Genomic DNA, 15,984 nt, shown 5'->3' with positions numbered 1-15,984 from the left:
CCGGAGTGGACAGTCGCGGTAGAGCTGGCTCTACTCTTCGCTCGATCGCCCACTGCCCGGCTCCGCGATCCGTAGGGTTGAGGCATGAGAGCGCCGACCATGTGGCACGCGGTGATGCGCGCACCCTGGCGGTTTTTGTTCGGCGCGTGGCCATGGCGCGCGCTCGGCTACCTGTCGGCGAGCGTTGCGATCGGTCTTCTGCTGCTGCCGATCGCCATCCTGACGTTGCTGTTTCTGCCCCTGTGGGGCATCGTGATCGGCGCGCTCGAGCGGCGACGTACCCGGCTCCTGGGTTTTCCTGCTCAGCCGTCCGGTCACGTTCCCCTCCGGCGCGACCAACGTCATATCTGGCTGTCCGTGCGGATGAACGAGGGAGCGACCTGGAGGGAGACCGTCGCGCTGCTGGTCGATCTGGTCGTCGGCTGGCTCGTGCTCGCCGTGCTGTTCTTCCAAGGCCTGCTGCTCGTGCTCCTCGTCTACGTCGCCGTGTCCGGCGTGCGTGGACCCACGCGGCTCAACCTCTTCGGCGACGTCTGGATCGTCGCGACTCCTCATACCTGGTTGCTGCTCGTCCCGATCGCCGCGCTCTCGCTGTGCGTGTTCGCCTACGCCAACGCCGTGCTCGCCGCAGGCCAGGCCACATTGCTGCGTTCGCTCTGCGGTCCTCGACTGCACGAGATGACGCGCAACGTGGAGCGTCTCGTGCAGTCGCGCGCTGCGCTGGTCGAAGCCTTCGAGGCGGAGCGGCGGCGCATCGAACGCGACCTGCACGATGGCGTCCAGCAAGAGCTCGTGACGCTCGCCGCGCGCCTCGGCATGGTGAGTCTCGAACTCGACGACCTCGACGCGACGGGTTCGGACACTGCCCTGGTCCGCGGTGCGCTCGACGCCGCCCAGGGACAGGCGGAGCACGCGATGGCGACGCTGCGGGACACCGTGCGCGGCATCCACCCTGCCGTTCTCACCGATCACGGTCTCCGAGCGGCCCTGGACGAGTTGGCCGACCGGGCGCCGATCCCGCTCCGGCTCGAGATCTCGGACCTGGGCAGGCTTCCAGCGCCCGTGGAGACAGCCGCATACTATTTCGTCACGGAGGCGATCAGCAACGCGGCCAAGCACACTGTCGCGACCAGGCTTACCGTGCGTGTCGGGGTGAGGCACGACGTCCTCGACGTGCTCGCCACCGACGACGGACAGGGCGGAGCGGATGCGAATGGCGGAACGGGCCTGCGAGGACTCACCGAACGCGCCGCCACCCTCGGTGGTCGGTTCACGATCGACAGCCCGGACGGCGGGCCGACGACGCTCCACATGACGATGCCGCTGCATAGGGAATGGGCGGTGCCGGATGCGTCTGCTGCTCGCTGAAGACTCCGCTCTGCTGCGTGAGGCGCTCACGGCTCTGCTCGAACGGCTCGGCCACGTCGTCGTCACGACCGCGCAGTCGGCGCCCGAGCTACGGGAGGCGTTCGAGCGCTTGGCCGCGGCCGGCGATGCGCCCGACCTCGTCGTGACCGACGTGCGCATGCCGCCGGACGACACGGACGATGGGCTCCGCGCCGCGCTCGACATCCGCGCCCTGCACCCGGCGCAACCGGTCATGGTGCTTTCCCAGTACATCGCGGACACGTACGCGCGAGAACTGCTCACGCTTCCGGGTGGCGGCATCGGCTATCTGCTGAAAGATCGGGTGAGCCGTGTCCGCGACTTCGCGGTCGCACTCGACACGGTCGCAGCGGGTGGCACCGTCATCGACCCGGACGTGGTCCAGCACCTCCTGAGCAGCTCGCGCCAGGGACCGCTCGACGCGCTCACCGGTCGCGAGCGTGAGGTGCTCGGCCTGATGGCAGACGGACAGTCGAACTCCGACATCGCCGACTCACTCACGCTGACGGACGCGGCCGTGAGCAAGCACATCGGCAACATCTTCACCAAGCTCGGCCTCGGACCTGTCGAGGAGAACCGCCGAGTGCGAGCGGTGCTGACCTACCTCGACGCCGCGCGATCCTGAACCTGCAGCAGGGCGGCGAGCCACCGCAGCGCGGGTCCGGCTTGCGCCCGCTGGAATGCGCGGAGTCCGGGAAGCTGCGGAATCTCGGGTTGTGCCTGTGCGAACCAGAGGTAAGACGCGAAGCCCGAGATGACCGGCAGCATGTCGTGAACGGGCGGGGCTCCGTGCTCTTCGAACAGCGGCCATGTCTCTTCGCACGCGGGACCGCCCGATGCCTCGACGCTCGGCAGCAGACAGGGGAGATCGATCCAGGGGGCTCCGCGGCGGGCGTGCGGCCAGTCTACGAATCGTGCGTGCCCATCACTGATGAGGATGTTGTCGGCCCGCACGTCGTCGTGGGCGATGACGTCTCCGCCGACCGCAGCACGGAAGCCCTGTTCGATGCGCAGCAGGTCGGTCATCCGCCCACGCACCATGGCCGGGAGACCTGCGAGCAGACGCTCATCGAGGGAGATAACCTCCCATCGGGTGAAGTCGGACATGCTGTCGGCCGCGTCAGGCAGATCGAGCGGCGCTTTCGTCGAGGCGACGATGCGGAGGGTCGCAGCGATCGAATGCAGATCATCCGCCGACCAGGGGCTGCCGGGGTGGTGTCCGTCGATCGCTTCGAGCACGAGCGCGGAACCGGCAGTCTCGTCGACCTCGCCCAGCACTGCCGGGGCGACCGTCGGTGGCAGCGTCGCGAGCACCTGCATCTCGGCACGGAGGAAGTGCAGGGAATCAGGATGCCAGTCCCGCGCGCAGGCCTTCACGAAGGCCTTTCCCTTCGTGGTGGTGACCACACCCGCGTAGGACGCGCTGAATCCGCTCTGGGCCGGTTCATCGCGGACGAATCGTCCTCCGATCCTGTCGACGATGCGCGCGCGCAGCACCAGGGGGAGTGCGGTCCACTCCGGTCGAAGGCGATCGGCGCCTGCGCTCATCGTGTCGTTCCCTTCGCTCGCAGCGTCGCGGCATCCCCGGGGCACGGGTTCCTCGACGCTAGCAGCAGCCGGCGGCAGGGCCAACGATCTCGATCATTCGGCGCGTGAACCCGCGGCGACCAGGCCGCGGATGGCCTCGACGGTGCGGTCGACATCCTCCGGGGTGGTCGCCCACGAAGACATCGAGCACCGCAGGGCCGCACGGCCGCCCCACTCGGCACCCGTCATGGCCGCCGTCCCCTCGGTGAGGATCGCCGCGCCGAGCGCGCGCGTCGCCCGGTCGGAGCCGAGGTGGAACATGACCTGGGTATAGACGACGTCGTTGATGACTTCCACTGTCTCCACGGATCGGAGCCCCGCAGCCATCGCGACGGCGTTCGCGTGCAGACGGTCCATCAGCTCGGCGATGCCCGAGCGTCCGAGACTGCGCAGCGCGGCCCACGCGGGAACCCCGCGGGCGCGTCGCGAGAGCTCGGGCGTCACATCCCACGGGTCGAGCCCCGAATAGATCAGATAGTCACCTCCGGTGCGGAACGCCGCGATGGAGTCCGCCGGGTCGCGCACGATCGCCATGCCGCAGTCGTACGGCACGTTCAGCGTCTTGTGGGCGTCCGTCGCCCAGGAGTCGGCATCCGCCATGCCGGCGGTGAGGTGGCTCAACCCGGCAGACGCCGCCGCCCACAGCCCGAACGCGCCGTCGATGTGCACCCAGGCGCCGTGACGTCGCGCGATGGGGATCAGCGCGGCGAAGTCGTCGAAGGCGCCCGTGTGCACCTCTCCGGCCTGCAGACACACGATGAGGGGGCCGTCGCCGCCGGCGAGAGCCTGCTCGAGCGCATCCGGGCTCATACGCCCTTGATCGTCGGACGGGACGACCGTCAGTTCCGCCCGCCCGATCCCCAGGAAGCGTGCGGCACGGTCGATGGACCCGTGCCGGTCCGCGCCGACGACGAACCGCAGCGGGGGAGAACCGTGGAATCCCTGCTCGGCGATGTCCCACCCTGCGCGCGCCAGCACCGCATGTCGAGCGGTGGCGAGGCAGGTGAAGTTGGCGAGCTGCCCGCCCGTGACGAAACCGACGCTGGCGGTCGCGGGGAGGCCGAAGAGGTCGAGCATCCACTGCCCGGCGACGCGTTCCATCGCGACCGTGGCGGGTGTGAGGGTCGACGAGCCCGAGTTCTGATCCCACGCCGAGACGAGCCAGTCGGCGGCGAGGGCGGCCGGATGGGTGCCACCGATCACGAAGCCGAAGAAGCGGCCGCCGGGGATCGCGACGAGGCCGGGATCGGCGAGCACGGCCATCTCCTCGACCACAGTCGCGGGATCCATGCCGTGTTCCGGGAGCGGGCCGCCGAAGGTCGTCAGCATGTCGTCGAGTGAAGCCCGTGGCCACACCGGTCGCTCGGCGACCGAGTCGAGGAAGCGGAGGGCGGCGTGATGCGCGGTATCCAGTGCGCGCGACCTGTCGTCAGGAGCCATCTCGTTCATGCCTCAGGCCTACACCCGGGTGTCTTCTCGCGCCAGAGGTCGCGCGACGCCTCGGTAGGGTTGAGCGCATGATCGGCGCACGGGAATGGCAACTCATCGGCCTGAACAACCTCTACATGAATCTGCAGCGACTGCATGTCTACGATCGCGCGTCGGCGATGATCAACGGGGCCGCCGAAGACGAGGCGCGCACCACTGCGCTGCGCGGATGGATGGACGCGGTCGTGGCGGCGATGGAGCCGGTGCTGCAGGGCGGAGAACTCGATCAGGCGACGCAGGAGTCTCTCCTGCCGCTGGTGCCGTGGCTCCGTGACGAGGTCGCCCGCTACTACGCCCTGCACGATCCCACCGCCCCGTTGCGGGATCAGGCCGCGTTCGGAGCAGCCCACGTGCTCGCCTGCGACTACCAGACGAAGGGCGAGCGGGCGATCGCCGAAGCGGTCGGCAAGCCGGAGGAAGCCGATCGCCTCCTCCAGCGCGTCCCCATGATGATGGCGCTCGTCCGGCAGGCGAACACCGCGGTCGGAACCTGTGCCGAGGGTGAGCCGAGCGACGAGGTCGCGGGGTACATCACCGAACATGTGCGCGTCGCGCGCGGCGATGAATCGCGCATGTTGCTGCAGATCGGTGCGGCCCCGGTGACCCTGCAGGGCCGCGACCCGCGCGAATGAGGGCTGCGCGGACGGCCGCGGTGGACGCCGCTCGGTCGACCGCGGCTTTTCGATAGAATGGACGACGCCCTGGGCACGTTCCGGGGCGGATACGACGAGCGGAGACTTATGTCCGGGCATTCCAAGTGGGCGACCACGAAGCACAAGAAGGCCATCATCGACTCCAGGCGCGCGAAGTCCTGGGCCAAGCTCATCAAGAACATCGAGGTCGCCGCGAAGCTCGGCGGACCCGACCTGGCGGGCAACCCGACGCTCTTCGACGCCGTTCAGAAGGCCAAGAAGACGTCCGTCCCCAAGGACAACATCGACCGCGCGGTGAAGCGCGGTGCGGGCATCGGTGGCGAAGCCGTCGAGTATCTCTCGATCATGTACGAGGGCTACGGACCCAACGGCGTCGCCCTCATGATCGAGTGTCTGACCGACAACAAGAACCGCGCAGCCGCTGAAGTCCGCACGGCCCTCAGTCGCAACGGTGGGACTCTGGCCGACCCCGGCAGCGTCGCCTACAACTTCAGCCGCAAGGGCGTCATCGTCGTCGGCTCCGAGGGAACCACCGAGGACGACGTCATGATGGCGGCGCTCGAGGCGGGAGCCGAGGAGATCGAGCCGCATGCCGAGGGCTTCGAGGTCATCACCGAGGCGACCGACCTGGTGGCCGTGCGCAGCGCGCTGCAGGAAGCCGGGATCGACTACGAGTCGGCGGACGTCGAGTTCGTCCCGAACCTCAAGGTCGAGATCGACGCCGACACCGCTCGGAAGGTCTTCCGCCTGATCGATGCTCTCGAAGACAGCGAAGACGTGCAGAACGTGTTCACCAACTTCGACCTGTCGGCCGAGGTGCAGGCCGAGCTCGAGAACGACGACGCGTAGGCGCGCCGGACGGCCGGTGTCTCCTCGCGCGCCTAGCCTGGGGGAGTGACCTCCTCTCTGCGCGTGCTCGGCATCGACCCCGGGCTCACGCGTTGTGGTGTCGGAATCGTCGACGTCGATCCTTCGCGTCGCGGCACGCTGGTGCACGTGGGAGTGATCCGGTCATCGCCGGACGCGGAGACCGGCGATCGTCTCGCGATCGTCGCCGCTGGCATCCGCGCCGTGATCGCTGAGCACCGCCCGGACGCGGTCGCCGTCGAGCGCGTCTTCGCCCAGCAGAACACCCACTCCGTGATGGGGACGGCTCAGGCCAGCGGAGTCGCGCTGCTGATCGCGGCCGAGTCCGGGTTGCCCGCCGCCACGCACACGCCGAGCGAGGTCAAAGCGGCCGTGACCGGCTACGGCGCGGCCGACAAGCGGCAGGTGCAGACCATGATCGCGCGCATCCTGCGCCTGGATGCGCTTCCGCAGCCGGCTGACGCCGCGGACGCTCTGGCGATCGCGCTGTGCCACGCCTGGCGTCGCGGCGGACCCACTGCATCCGGGCAAGGGACGCTGACTCCGGCGCAACGGGCATGGGCGGATGCCGAGAAGCGTGTCGCTCGAACATAGGTCCGAACCACGCCCTAGGCTGAGGTGATGATCTCCTCACTGCACGGCGTCGTCCTGCATGCGACGTCCGATCAGGTCGTCATCGACGTGGGCGGTGTCGGGTTCGCCGTCGCCGTCCCTGCCGACGTCGCACACACCGCGACCGTGGGGGAGAAGCTCCTCCTGCACACGAGTCTGATCGTCCGCGAGGACTCGCTCTCCCTGTTCGGCTTCGCGGATCGCAGCGAGCTGGAGATCTTCGGACTGCTGATCAGCGTGACCGGTGTCGGACCGAAGTCGGCGCTGGGGGTGCTCTCGCACCTCACGGGCGATCAGATCGCCGAAGCCGTGACCGCGGAAGACGACGCGCCGTTCCGGAGGGTCTCCGGCATCGGGCCCAAGACGGCGAAACTCATCGTGCTGCAGCTGGCCGGCAAGGTGCAGGCTTTCGCGGCACCGTCGAGGCCCGTGATGTCGGGCGGCACCGACGTGGTCACGCAGGTGGCCGCGGCGCTGGTCGGCCTCGGCTGGTCGGAGAAGGTCGCCGCCGAGGCGGCAGCCCAGACGGCATCCGAGGCGACGGAGGCCGAGCGGGCGACCGTGGCCCTGCTGTTGCGACGCACCCTCGCGCTCCTCGGCCCCGCGCAGGGAGGCCAGGCTCGTGGCTGACCCCCTCGACGCGACCGAACCCTCCGACGAGACCGAGCTCGCCATCGAGGGCGCACTGCGCCCGACCAGCCTGGGCGATTTCGTCGGACAGCAGAAGGTACGCGGACAGCTGCAGCTGCTGCTCGAAGCTGCGCGCATCCAGAGCCGTCCTGCCGACCACATCCTGCTCGCCGGCCCCCCGGGGCTCGGGAAGACGACGCTGGCGATGATCGTGGCCCACGAGAGCGAGCGGCCGCTGCGCATGTCGAGCGGCCCGGCGATCCAGCACGCCGGCGACCTCGCAGCCCTGCTCTCCAGCCTGGTGCCGGGGGAGGTGCTCTTCATCGACGAGATCCATCGCATGGCGCGCTCCGCAGAGGAGATGCTGTACCTGGCGATGGAGGACTACCGGATCGACATCATGGTCGGCAAGGGCGCCGGAGCGACGAGCATCCCGCTCGAGCTCTCGCCCTTCACACTCGTCGGGGCCACGACGCGATCCGGCCTGCTGCCGAATCCGCTGCGCGACCGATTCGGATTCACCGGACACCTGGAGTTCTACGACGAGTCCGAGCTCGAGCAGGTCATCGCCCGCTCGGCCGCGGTCCTCGGCGTCGACGTGCCGACCGATGCGCTCTCCGAGATCGCACGCCGCTCCCGAGGCACCCCCCGCATCGCGAACCGCCTGCTACGCCGGGTCCGCGACTACGCCCTCGTGCACGGCGAGGGCGGGGCCACGATCCATGACGTGCGCGCGGCGCTCGAACTCTACGACGTCGACGCGATCGGCCTCGACCGGCTGGACCGCGCGGTGCTGGAGGCGCTGGTCCGCCGTTTCCGCGGAGGACCGGTCGGCCTGAGCACGCTCGCCGTGGCGGTCGGCGAAGAGGGCGAGACCGTGGAGAGCGTGGTGGAGCCGTACCTCGTTCGCATCGGCTTCCTCGGACGCACGCCGCGCGGTCGTGTGGCGATGCCGGAGGCCTACGCGCATCTCGGCGTCGCGCATCCGGACGGGATGCTTAAGTTGGATGACCTATAATCACTGAAGACTTCCCGGTTACCTTCGCGCGCCCAAAGGCTGGAGCGTGCACCTGAGAAAGGCGCTTCCCCCATGCCCATGGAATTCCTGCTCTTCGGCCTTCTCGCCGTCCTCCTCGTCTTCATGATCTTCAACACGCGCAAGCGCACGAAGCAGATGAAGGCCGAGCAGGAGGAGAAGGCGACCAAGACCGTTCCCGGCGCCAAGGTGCTCCTGCAGGGCGGCATCTACGGGACGATCGTCTCGTACGACCCCGACGACCTCGACACGCCCGCGCTCGTCGAGATCGCGCCGGGCACCATCATCGACGTCCACAGCCAGGCGATCCTCCGCGTCGTCGAGCCCAAGGACGCGATCGTCGACGCCCCTGTCGATGTGATCGAGGAGCCGGCCGTCGACGAGGCGGCCGCCCCCGCGCTCGAGACCCCCGAGGAGACGCGCGCTCGCCTCGAGCGCGACGCCGACGACAAGTAATCTCCGCGGCCGGCGCGGCCCTTCGGATCTCCGTCCTCCCAGAAAGCTGAACACACGTGGCTTCATCTTCTCCCGTCCGTCACGCCTGGCGGGTCCTCCTCGGCCTGCTCCTCGTGACGGGTGTTCTGTTCGGCATCAACTCGCTGGGCGTGTACGTCATCAAGGACGCCGAAGGCCAGCCGGTCAGTTCCTGGACTCCTGAGCTCGCACTCGACCTGCAGGGCGGCACCCAGATCGTCCTCAGCGCCGAGACCGAGGACGGAGCGGCTCCCACGCAGGAGCAGCTCGACCAGGCCGCGGCGATCATCCGCCAGCGCGTGGACGCGTCGGGTGTGGCCGAGGCCGACATCACGACCGAGGGCGGACAGAACATCGTCGTCCAGATCCCGGGCGAGGCGGATGCGCAGACTCGTGAGCGCATCCAGGCGAGCGCGCAGCTCGAGCTGCGACCCGTGCTGTACACGACGGCGGCGAGCACCGAGTTCGTCGGCGAGGACGGGAACTCCACTCCGTACCCCAGCCCGGACCCGTCGCTGAATGCGACGCCGACCGCCGAGCCGACCGACGCGAGCGACCTGTCATGGGTGACGGACAAGCTGGCAGCGGAGTTCCAGGCCTACGACTGCGAGAACCCGGACAACGACCCCGCCCGTGCCCCGAAGGACGAGCCGGTCGTCGCCTGCTCCCCGGACAAGGCGCAGAAGTTCCTCCTCGGACCGGCCGAGCTCGACGGCACCGCGATCACGGATGCCTCCGCGGGTCGCGATCAGCAGTCCGGCGCGTGGATCGTGCAGCTGACCATGAACGGCGAGGGCGGCGACGCCTTCGGCAAGGTCAGCACGCGCCTCAACCAGAACCGCATCGACGGTCTGTCCCCGCGCGATCAGTTCGCGTTCGTGCTCGACGGCGACGTGATCAGCGCTCCGCGGATGAACGGCGTCATCCTCGACGGCCGTCCCAGCATCTCGGGCAGCTTCACGCAGGAGACGGCGACGACGCTCGCCGACCAGCTGAAGTTCGGTGCCCTGCCGCTCAGCTTCGTCGTGCAGAGCTCCGACACGATCTCGGCGACTCTCGGAACCCAGCAGCTGCAGATCGGTCTGATCGCGGGTCTCATCGGTCTCGCACTCGTCGCGATCTACTCGCTCATCGTGTATCGCGCGCTCGGTTCGGTGATCATCGCCTCGATCGCGGTGATGGCCGTCCTGACCTACATCATCATCTGCATCCTCGCCTGGCGGCTCGGCTTCCGTCTCTCGCTCGCCGGCGTCGCCGGTCTGATCGTCTCGATCGGCTTCACCGCCGACTCGTTCATCGTCTACTTCGAACGAATACGAGACGAGCTCCGCGACGGCAAGTCGATCACCGCCGCGGTCGAAGACGGCTGGGGCCGCGCGAAGCGGACCATCTACATCTCGAAGTCGATCAACATCCTGGCCGCGGTCGTGCTCTACATCCTCGCCGACGCCACGGTGAAGGGCTTCGCCTTCACACTCGGTCTCACCACCCTGATCGACGTGTTCATCTTCGTGATCTTCACGCACCCGGTGATGCAGCTCCTTGCGCGCACCCGATTCTTCGGTGGCGGTCACAAGCTGTCCGGCCTCGACCCCGAGGCGCTCGGTGCGGTGTACCGAAGCCGGTCCCAGTACCGGGAGGTCTCGACGGCATCGGCCGGTCGCGGTGCGAAGAACGCCCGCTCCCGGGGCGAGGCGGATCGCCGCCAGACCATCGCAGAACGAAAGCGCGCCGAGGCACTCGCGGGCGACAGACCCACCAAGCCCGGAAGTGAGGGAGACGCCTGATGCCTTCCATGAATGAGTTCGGAAACAACCTCTATTCCGGCAAGACCTCTTTCCCGTTCGTCGGCAAGCGTCGGCTGTGGTTCATCATCGCCATCGTGCTCGTCGTCGGTTCTGCCCTCGTGCCGCTCATCCGCCCCATCCAGTTCTCCATCGAGTTCACCGGTGGGTCCCAGTTCACGGTGCAGGCGCCCGACACGGTCGATCAGGACACCGCGAAGGAGGCCGTCCAGTCGGTCGTGCCGGGAGCCGCGACCAAGGTCGTCGTCCTGAACGGGAAGGACATCCGCGTCCAGACCGACCAGATGAGCGCCGCCGAGACGCAGGACGTCGCGGAAGCCCTCGCCGACGCCTACGGTGTGGAGCCCGCCAATGTGACGTCGTCGTTCATCGGCCCGGCCTGGGGCGAGAACGTCACGAAGCAGTCGCTGTGGGGGCTCGCCATCTTCCTCGCACTCACGTTCCTGATCCTCGCGATCTACTTCCGCACGTGGAAGATGTCGGCGGCGGCGATCATCGGCCTGCTCGACGTGCTCGTCATCACGGTCGGCATCTACGCGCTGGCCGGCTTCGAGATCTCTCCGGCTGCCGTCATCGGCTTCCTGACAATCCTGGCGTACTCGCTGTACGACACCACTGTCGTGTTCGACAAGGTCAGGGAGAACACCACCGAAGACGGGGAGAAGTCCGCCCGACTGTTCGGCGAATCGGTGAACCTCGCCGTTAACCAGACGCTCGTGCGCTCGATCAACACGTCTGTGGTCGCGGCGTTGCCGGTCGGTGCCGTGCTCTTCATCGGCGCCTTCTGGCTCGGTGCGGAATCGCTCACCGACATCTCGCTGTCGATCTTCGTCGGCATCCTCGTCGCGACGTACTCCACGCTGTTCGTGGCCGCTCCGCTCTACTCGCTGTTCCGCGAGAACGAGCCCCAGCTCAAGGAGCGCGACGCCCGCATCCGCGAGGCTCGCAGCCGGGCGTCCGTCGAAGCCTGAGGAGTCCGGGCCGAGGGCGCTCCGAGCGGAGGCTCGGCGCCCTCAGCACGCGTAGGATGAAGTGATCGGGAGGTGAGTTGATGGCGGAACCGCAGACGTCATCGCAGGGTTCGAGTCTGCGACGACTGGTTCCCCGCATCTTCTCCCGCGCGTCCCGCATCAACGACCTCGACAACCTGATCCGCACAGTGCGTGCGAATCATCCCAAGGGCGACTTCTCCGTCATCGAACGCGCATACGCCGTCGCGAAGGACAAGCACGAGGGGCAGAAGCGCCAGAGCGGCGAGCCGTACATCACGCACCCGCTGGCTGTCGCACAGATCCTCGCCGAGCTCGGTCTGGGCCCGCGGGCCATCGCTGCGGCGCTCCTGCACGACACGGTCGAAGACACGGGCTACGCGCTGACCGATCTCACCGCCGAGTTCGGCGACGAGGTCGCGATGCTCGTCGACGGCGTGACCAAGCTCGACAAGGTCAAGTACGGCGAGAGCGCGCAGGCCGAGACGGTCCGCAAGATGATCGTGGCGATGTCGAAGGACATCCGGGTCCTGCTCATCAAGCTCGCCGACCGCCTGCACAATGCGCGCACCTGGGGTTTCGTCCCACCGGAGAAGGCCACGAAGAAGGCCAAGGAGACGCTCGAGATCTACGCCCCGCTGGCGAACCGTCTCGGCATCCAGGCGATCAAGTCGGAGCTCGAAGACCTCTCGTTCGCTGTGCTGCACCCGAAGATCTACAACGAGATCCACAGCCTCATCGCGCAGCGGACCCCGCAGCGCGAGAAGTATCTCGCTCAGGTGGTCGAGGAGATCGACGAGGATCTGCGCGATCTCCGCATCCGCGGCAAGGTCGTCGGGCGCCCGAAGCAGCTCTACTCGGTGTACCAGAAGATGGTCATCCGCGGCCGCGAGTTCGACGACATCTACGACCTGATCGGCATCCGCGTCCTCGTCTCCTCGGTGCGCGACTGCTACGCCGTCCTGGGTGCGATCCACGCTCGTTGGACGCCGCTGCCCGGCCGGTTCAAGGACTACATCGCCACCCCGAAGTTCAACCTCTACCAGTCGCTGCACACCACGGTCATCGGTCCCGCCGGTCGCACGGTCGAGATTCAGATCCGTACGCACGAGATGCATCAGCAGGCCGAGTACGGTGTGGCGGCGCACTGGATGTACAAGGAGCGGATGAACGGCGGTGGCAAGACCGAGGTCCGCGCCTCCGACACCGACATGGCGTGGCTCGCGCACATCTCCGACTGGCAGGCCGAGACCGCTGACCCCGGCGAGTTCCTCGACTCGCTGCGCTTCGAGATCGGCGCGAAGGAGGTCTACGTCTTCACGCCGAAGGGGCGGGTGATCGGCCTGCCGGCCAGCGCGACCCCCGTGGACTTCGCCTACGCGGTGCACACCGAGATCGGCCACCGCACGATGGGTGCGAAGGTCAACGGGCGCCTCGTGCCTCTGGAATCGGAACTCAAGAGCGGTGACGTGGTCGAGGTGTTCACCTCGAAGAACCCGGATGCCGGCCCCAGCCAGGACTGGCTCGGTTTCGTCGCGAGCACCCGGGCGCGGAACAAGATCCGCGGCTGGTTCACCAAGGAGCGCCGCGAAGAGGCCATCGAGCAGGGCAAGGAGGCCATCGCCCGCGCGATGCGCCGTCAGAACCTGCCGCTGCAGAAGCTGATGAGCCAGGACTCGTTCGCCGAGGTCGCGCGCGGGCTGCACTACGAAGACGTCTCGGCGCTCTACGCGGCGGTCGGCGAAGGACACGTGTCGACGCAGTCGGTGCTCGAGAAGGTCACGGCTCTGGTCGCGGCCAACGACCCCAGCACGGGCGCCATCGATCTGCCCGGGAGCGTCCCGACGCGTGAGCCGCGATCCGGCGACTCCGGCGTGCTGGTGCGCGGCGCCAACGACATCCTGGTGAAGCTGGCCAAGTGCTGCACCCCGGTCCCCGGTGACCAGATCGTCGGCTTCGTGACGCGCGGCAGCGGCGTCTCGGTGCACCGGGCGGACTGCGTGAACGTCAAGGCGCTCAGCAACGAGCAGGACCGCTTCGTCGAGGTGTCGTGGGCCCCGACGACGAAGAGCGTGTTCCGCGTGCAGATCCAGGTCGAGGCGCTCGACCGCTCGGGTCTCCTCTCCGACGTGACGCGTGTGCTGAGCGAGCACCATGTCAACATCCTCTCGGCGACGGTCACCACCACCGATGAGCGGTTGGCTCTGAGCCGGTTCGTCTTCGAGATGGGCGATGCCGTGCACCTGGACCGTGTGCTGAACGCGGTCCGTCGGATCGACGCCGTCTACGACGTCTACCGGGTCACCTCCTCCTGACGGCGAGGCGCTGCAGAGCGGCCGATCCCATACGACTCCCTGGCACACGTCGCAGCTCCTGCAGCGCGTTCATCGCCGCGTCCGGGGTGTCGGGGCAGGCGACGGCGAGAAGATCCATCCACGGCAGCACCCGCGGGTCGCGGTGCAGTGTCGTCGCGAGGTCGAGCATCGTCCGGGCCGGGCTCGACACCGCGACGCCGCTGAGCGTGAGGACGTCGGCTGCGGGCAGCAGTGTGTCGTGGAACACCACGCGCGCGCTGGTGACCGGACGGATCCGACGATCCACGCAGCGCTTGACGTGATGCACGACCGGCGGCGTGTCACCGGCGCCGTGGACCCACGCGGCCGTCTGGTGGCATGCGGCGGTGCCCGGCCGGACGAGTGCGGCGACGGTGCTCGCCCGTACATCCGGCCCCTCGACGAGATCAGCAGGGATGTACGCGTCGCCCACGTCGACGACATGGCCATCGATGCGGGCCGCGCTGAGTTCGGTCTGGCTCAACCGCTCGCCGGGAACATAGAGGAACGCGGGGTGCATCACGCCAGTCTGGCGCAGTGCACCCCGCGTTCGAGACGGTCGCGGAGACCTGTGGAGAAGGGTCAGCCGCCCAGAGCGCTCAGCCAGGCGCGGCGAGCCTCGAGGGCGTCGGCGGCTTCCTTCGCCGCCTTCTTGTCGCCGGCCTTCTCGGCAGCGGCGACCTCGGCTTCGAGCTTCTCGATGGCCTCCTGCAGCTGCGAACTCATGTCGTTCGCGCGCGCCTTGGTCTCGGGGTTGTTCTTCTTCCAGTCCACGTCTTCGCGGGCCTTCAGACCCTGCTCGATCGTGCGGAGCTTGTCGTCGAGCGCGCGCTCCTTGTCCCGCGGGAAGATGCGGCCGATCTCATCCCACTGCCGCTGGATGCGGGTGAGCAGCGCGCGAGCACGCTTGATGTTCGACTCGTCGGCGACCGCCTTGGCCTCTTCGAGGAGAGCCTCTCGGGCCTCGATCTTCGGGGCGGATTCCGCTTCTTCGGCGGCGGACTGCTCGGCGCGAGCAGCGTACAGGGCATCGCCCGCCGCCTTGAACCGCGCCCAGAGTGCATCGTCTGCCTTGCGCCCGGCGCGCCCGGCCGCCTTCCACTCGTCGAGCAGGGTGCGGTAGGCGGGAATCCCGTCGGTGCCGCGCGGCGCGAGTGCCTCGGCACGCTCGACCAGGCGGGTCTTCACGTCGCGAGCGCTCTTGTGCGCATCGTCGAGCTCGGAGTAGAAGGCGCGACGCTGCTTGTCGACCACGGCGCGCGCATCGCGGAACCGCTTCCAGAGCTGCTGGGAGATGCCCTTGGAGAGGCGGGGACCACTCTGCTGCTGCGCCTGCCACGCGTCGAACAGCTCGCCGAGCTCGGCCGTGACCTGCTTCCACTGCACCTTGCTGAGGTCGCGCGCGGCGATCGCCTCGGCCTTCTCCACGAGCACGGTGCGCTCGGCGATCGCCTTGTCGACGAGTTCCTTGGCCTGCTGCGCCTCCTGCTCGGTGGCTTCGGACAGCGATGAGGTCAGGGCGTTCAGACGGTCTCGCAGACCTGCGAGGTCGCCGACGGCAGCGGCATCCGTCGCTTCGTCGATGAGATGACCGGCCTGCTTCGCGAGGTCGCTCGCCGACGCGCCGCCTGCCTGGTGACGCTGTTCGAGCGTGTGCACCTTGAAGGCGATGTCGTCGAACTTGCGCACGAAGTAGGCGAGCGCCTCCTCGGGCGTGCCGTCGGGGTACTGGCCGACCACGCGCCAGACCTCGCCTTCGCGTACCTCGACGGTGCCGTCGTCGGAGACGCGGCCCCATTCGGCGGAGGTCGACGACGCGGCCGGAGACGGCGCAGGTGCGGCGGGCACGACGGCTGCCGGCTTGGGTGCCTTCGGCGGCATCGGCACGGCGGGGGGTGCGGGGACGGGGGGAGTCGGCTTCGAGGGCTCGGTGGCAGACACGTGATTCTCCTTGCGCGGTAGGGCCGCGGGAGGCGGAAGGGACGAGGCTCAGCCTAGTACGCCCCGCGGGGCCCTGCCGGACTCGCTCGAAGCGCGATCTCACACGACTGTTATCGAGTTGTGAGAAGAACGTTCGATCCGTGTAACACCGCCCCGGCCTTTCGCGAAACACCGTGTCTCTAT

At 68.3% G+C, this 15,984-nt stretch carries 15 protein-coding genes; 11 read left to right on the top strand and 4 right to left on the bottom strand.

Annotation, left to right across the window (positions count from 1 at the left end; genetic code table 11):
* Positions 1-84 precede the first annotated feature (84 nt).
* Entirely contained in the window at positions 85-1,368 is a 1,284-nt protein-coding gene (locus tag OC372_RS03880) for a sensor histidine kinase (RefSeq protein WP_105709980.1), read from the top strand.
* A complete protein-coding gene (locus OC372_RS03875) occupies positions 1,349-2,011 on the top strand; it encodes a LuxR C-terminal-related transcriptional regulator (RefSeq protein ID WP_105709979.1) in 663 nt (220 codons plus the stop codon). The genes OC372_RS03880 and OC372_RS03875 overlap by 20 nt, the downstream gene beginning before the upstream one ends.
* Here OC372_RS03875 and OC372_RS03870 read toward each other — a convergent pair.
* Together OC372_RS03870 and OC372_RS03865 are read right to left on the bottom strand one after the other, a co-directional pair.
* On the bottom strand, positions 1,987-2,934 hold the full coding sequence (locus OC372_RS03870) for an aminoglycoside phosphotransferase family protein (protein WP_105709978.1): 948 nt from the start codon (positions 2,932-2,934) through the stop codon (positions 1,987-1,989). The genes OC372_RS03875 and OC372_RS03870 overlap by 25 nt on opposite strands.
* Before the next feature lie 93 nt (positions 2,935-3,027).
* The gene (locus tag OC372_RS03865; RefSeq protein ID WP_315985384.1) at positions 3,028-4,422 is read right to left on the bottom strand and encodes a pyridoxal phosphate-dependent decarboxylase family protein; all 1,395 of its coding nucleotides are present in this window, start codon (positions 4,420-4,422) and stop codon (positions 3,028-3,030) included.
* A gap of 68 nt (positions 4,423-4,490) precedes the next feature.
* Here OC372_RS03865 and OC372_RS03860 point away from each other — a divergent pair, with 68 nt between their 5' ends.
* From OC372_RS03860 to OC372_RS03820, 9 genes are all read left to right on the top strand, one after another.
* Entirely contained in the window at positions 4,491-5,093 is a 603-nt protein-coding gene (locus tag OC372_RS03860) for a hypothetical protein (protein WP_105709977.1), read from the top strand.
* Between the two features lie 108 nt (positions 5,094-5,201).
* Positions 5,202-5,963 carry a YebC/PmpR family DNA-binding transcriptional regulator gene (locus OC372_RS03855; protein WP_029263315.1) on the top strand — a complete coding sequence of 254 codons (762 nt, stop codon included), beginning with the start codon at positions 5,202-5,204 and terminating at the stop codon, positions 5,961-5,963.
* A gap of 45 nt (positions 5,964-6,008) precedes the next feature.
* The gene (gene ruvC, locus OC372_RS03850) at positions 6,009-6,575 is read left to right on the top strand and encodes a crossover junction endodeoxyribonuclease RuvC (protein WP_262000976.1); all 567 of its coding nucleotides are present in this window, start codon (positions 6,009-6,011) and stop codon (positions 6,573-6,575) included.
* A gap of 27 nt (positions 6,576-6,602) precedes the next feature.
* Positions 6,603-7,223 (top strand): Holliday junction branch migration protein RuvA, encoded by a 621-nt coding sequence (gene ruvA, locus OC372_RS03845; protein ID WP_262000975.1) that lies wholly within the window; start codon positions 6,603-6,605, stop codon positions 7,221-7,223.
* A complete protein-coding gene (ruvB, locus tag OC372_RS03840) occupies positions 7,216-8,241 on the top strand; it encodes a Holliday junction branch migration DNA helicase RuvB (protein ID WP_029263318.1) in 1,026 nt (341 codons plus the stop codon). Before ruvA ends, ruvB begins: the two co-directional genes overlap by 8 nt.
* A gap of 72 nt (positions 8,242-8,313) precedes the next feature.
* A complete protein-coding gene (gene yajC, locus OC372_RS03835; protein ID WP_372466779.1) occupies positions 8,314-8,715 on the top strand; it encodes a preprotein translocase subunit YajC in 402 nt (133 codons plus the stop codon).
* A gap of 56 nt (positions 8,716-8,771) precedes the next feature.
* Positions 8,772-10,520, top strand: a complete 1,749-nt coding sequence (gene secD / locus OC372_RS03830) for a protein translocase subunit SecD (protein WP_262000974.1) — start codon at positions 8,772-8,774, stop codon at positions 10,518-10,520.
* On the top strand, positions 10,520-11,509 hold the full coding sequence (gene secF, locus OC372_RS03825; RefSeq protein ID WP_262000973.1) for a protein translocase subunit SecF: 990 nt from the start codon (positions 10,520-10,522) through the stop codon (positions 11,507-11,509). The genes secD and secF overlap by 1 nt, the downstream gene beginning before the upstream one ends.
* A gap of 80 nt (positions 11,510-11,589) precedes the next feature.
* Positions 11,590-13,842, top strand: a complete 2,253-nt coding sequence (locus OC372_RS03820; RefSeq protein WP_262000972.1) for a RelA/SpoT family protein — start codon at positions 11,590-11,592, stop codon at positions 13,840-13,842.
* Here OC372_RS03820 and OC372_RS03815 read toward each other — a convergent pair.
* Together OC372_RS03815 and OC372_RS03810 are read right to left on the bottom strand one after the other, a co-directional pair.
* Positions 13,829-14,380 (bottom strand): type IV toxin-antitoxin system AbiEi family antitoxin, encoded by a 552-nt coding sequence (locus OC372_RS03815; protein ID WP_262000971.1) that lies wholly within the window; start codon positions 14,378-14,380, stop codon positions 13,829-13,831. The two genes, OC372_RS03820 and OC372_RS03815, sit on opposite strands and share 14 nt — an antisense overlap.
* Positions 14,381-14,442: 62 nt before the next feature.
* On the bottom strand, positions 14,443-15,801 hold the full coding sequence (locus tag OC372_RS03810) for a DUF349 domain-containing protein (RefSeq protein ID WP_262000970.1): 1,359 nt from the start codon (positions 15,799-15,801) through the stop codon (positions 14,443-14,445).
* Positions 15,802-15,984: the final 183 nt, after the last annotated feature.

The sequence above is a fragment of the Microbacterium sp. Mcb102 genome (assembly GCF_024519805.1).
Classification (GTDB): domain Bacteria; phylum Actinomycetota; class Actinomycetes; order Actinomycetales; family Microbacteriaceae; genus Microbacterium.
This window is presented reverse-complemented; position numbering and strand designations above follow the sequence as displayed.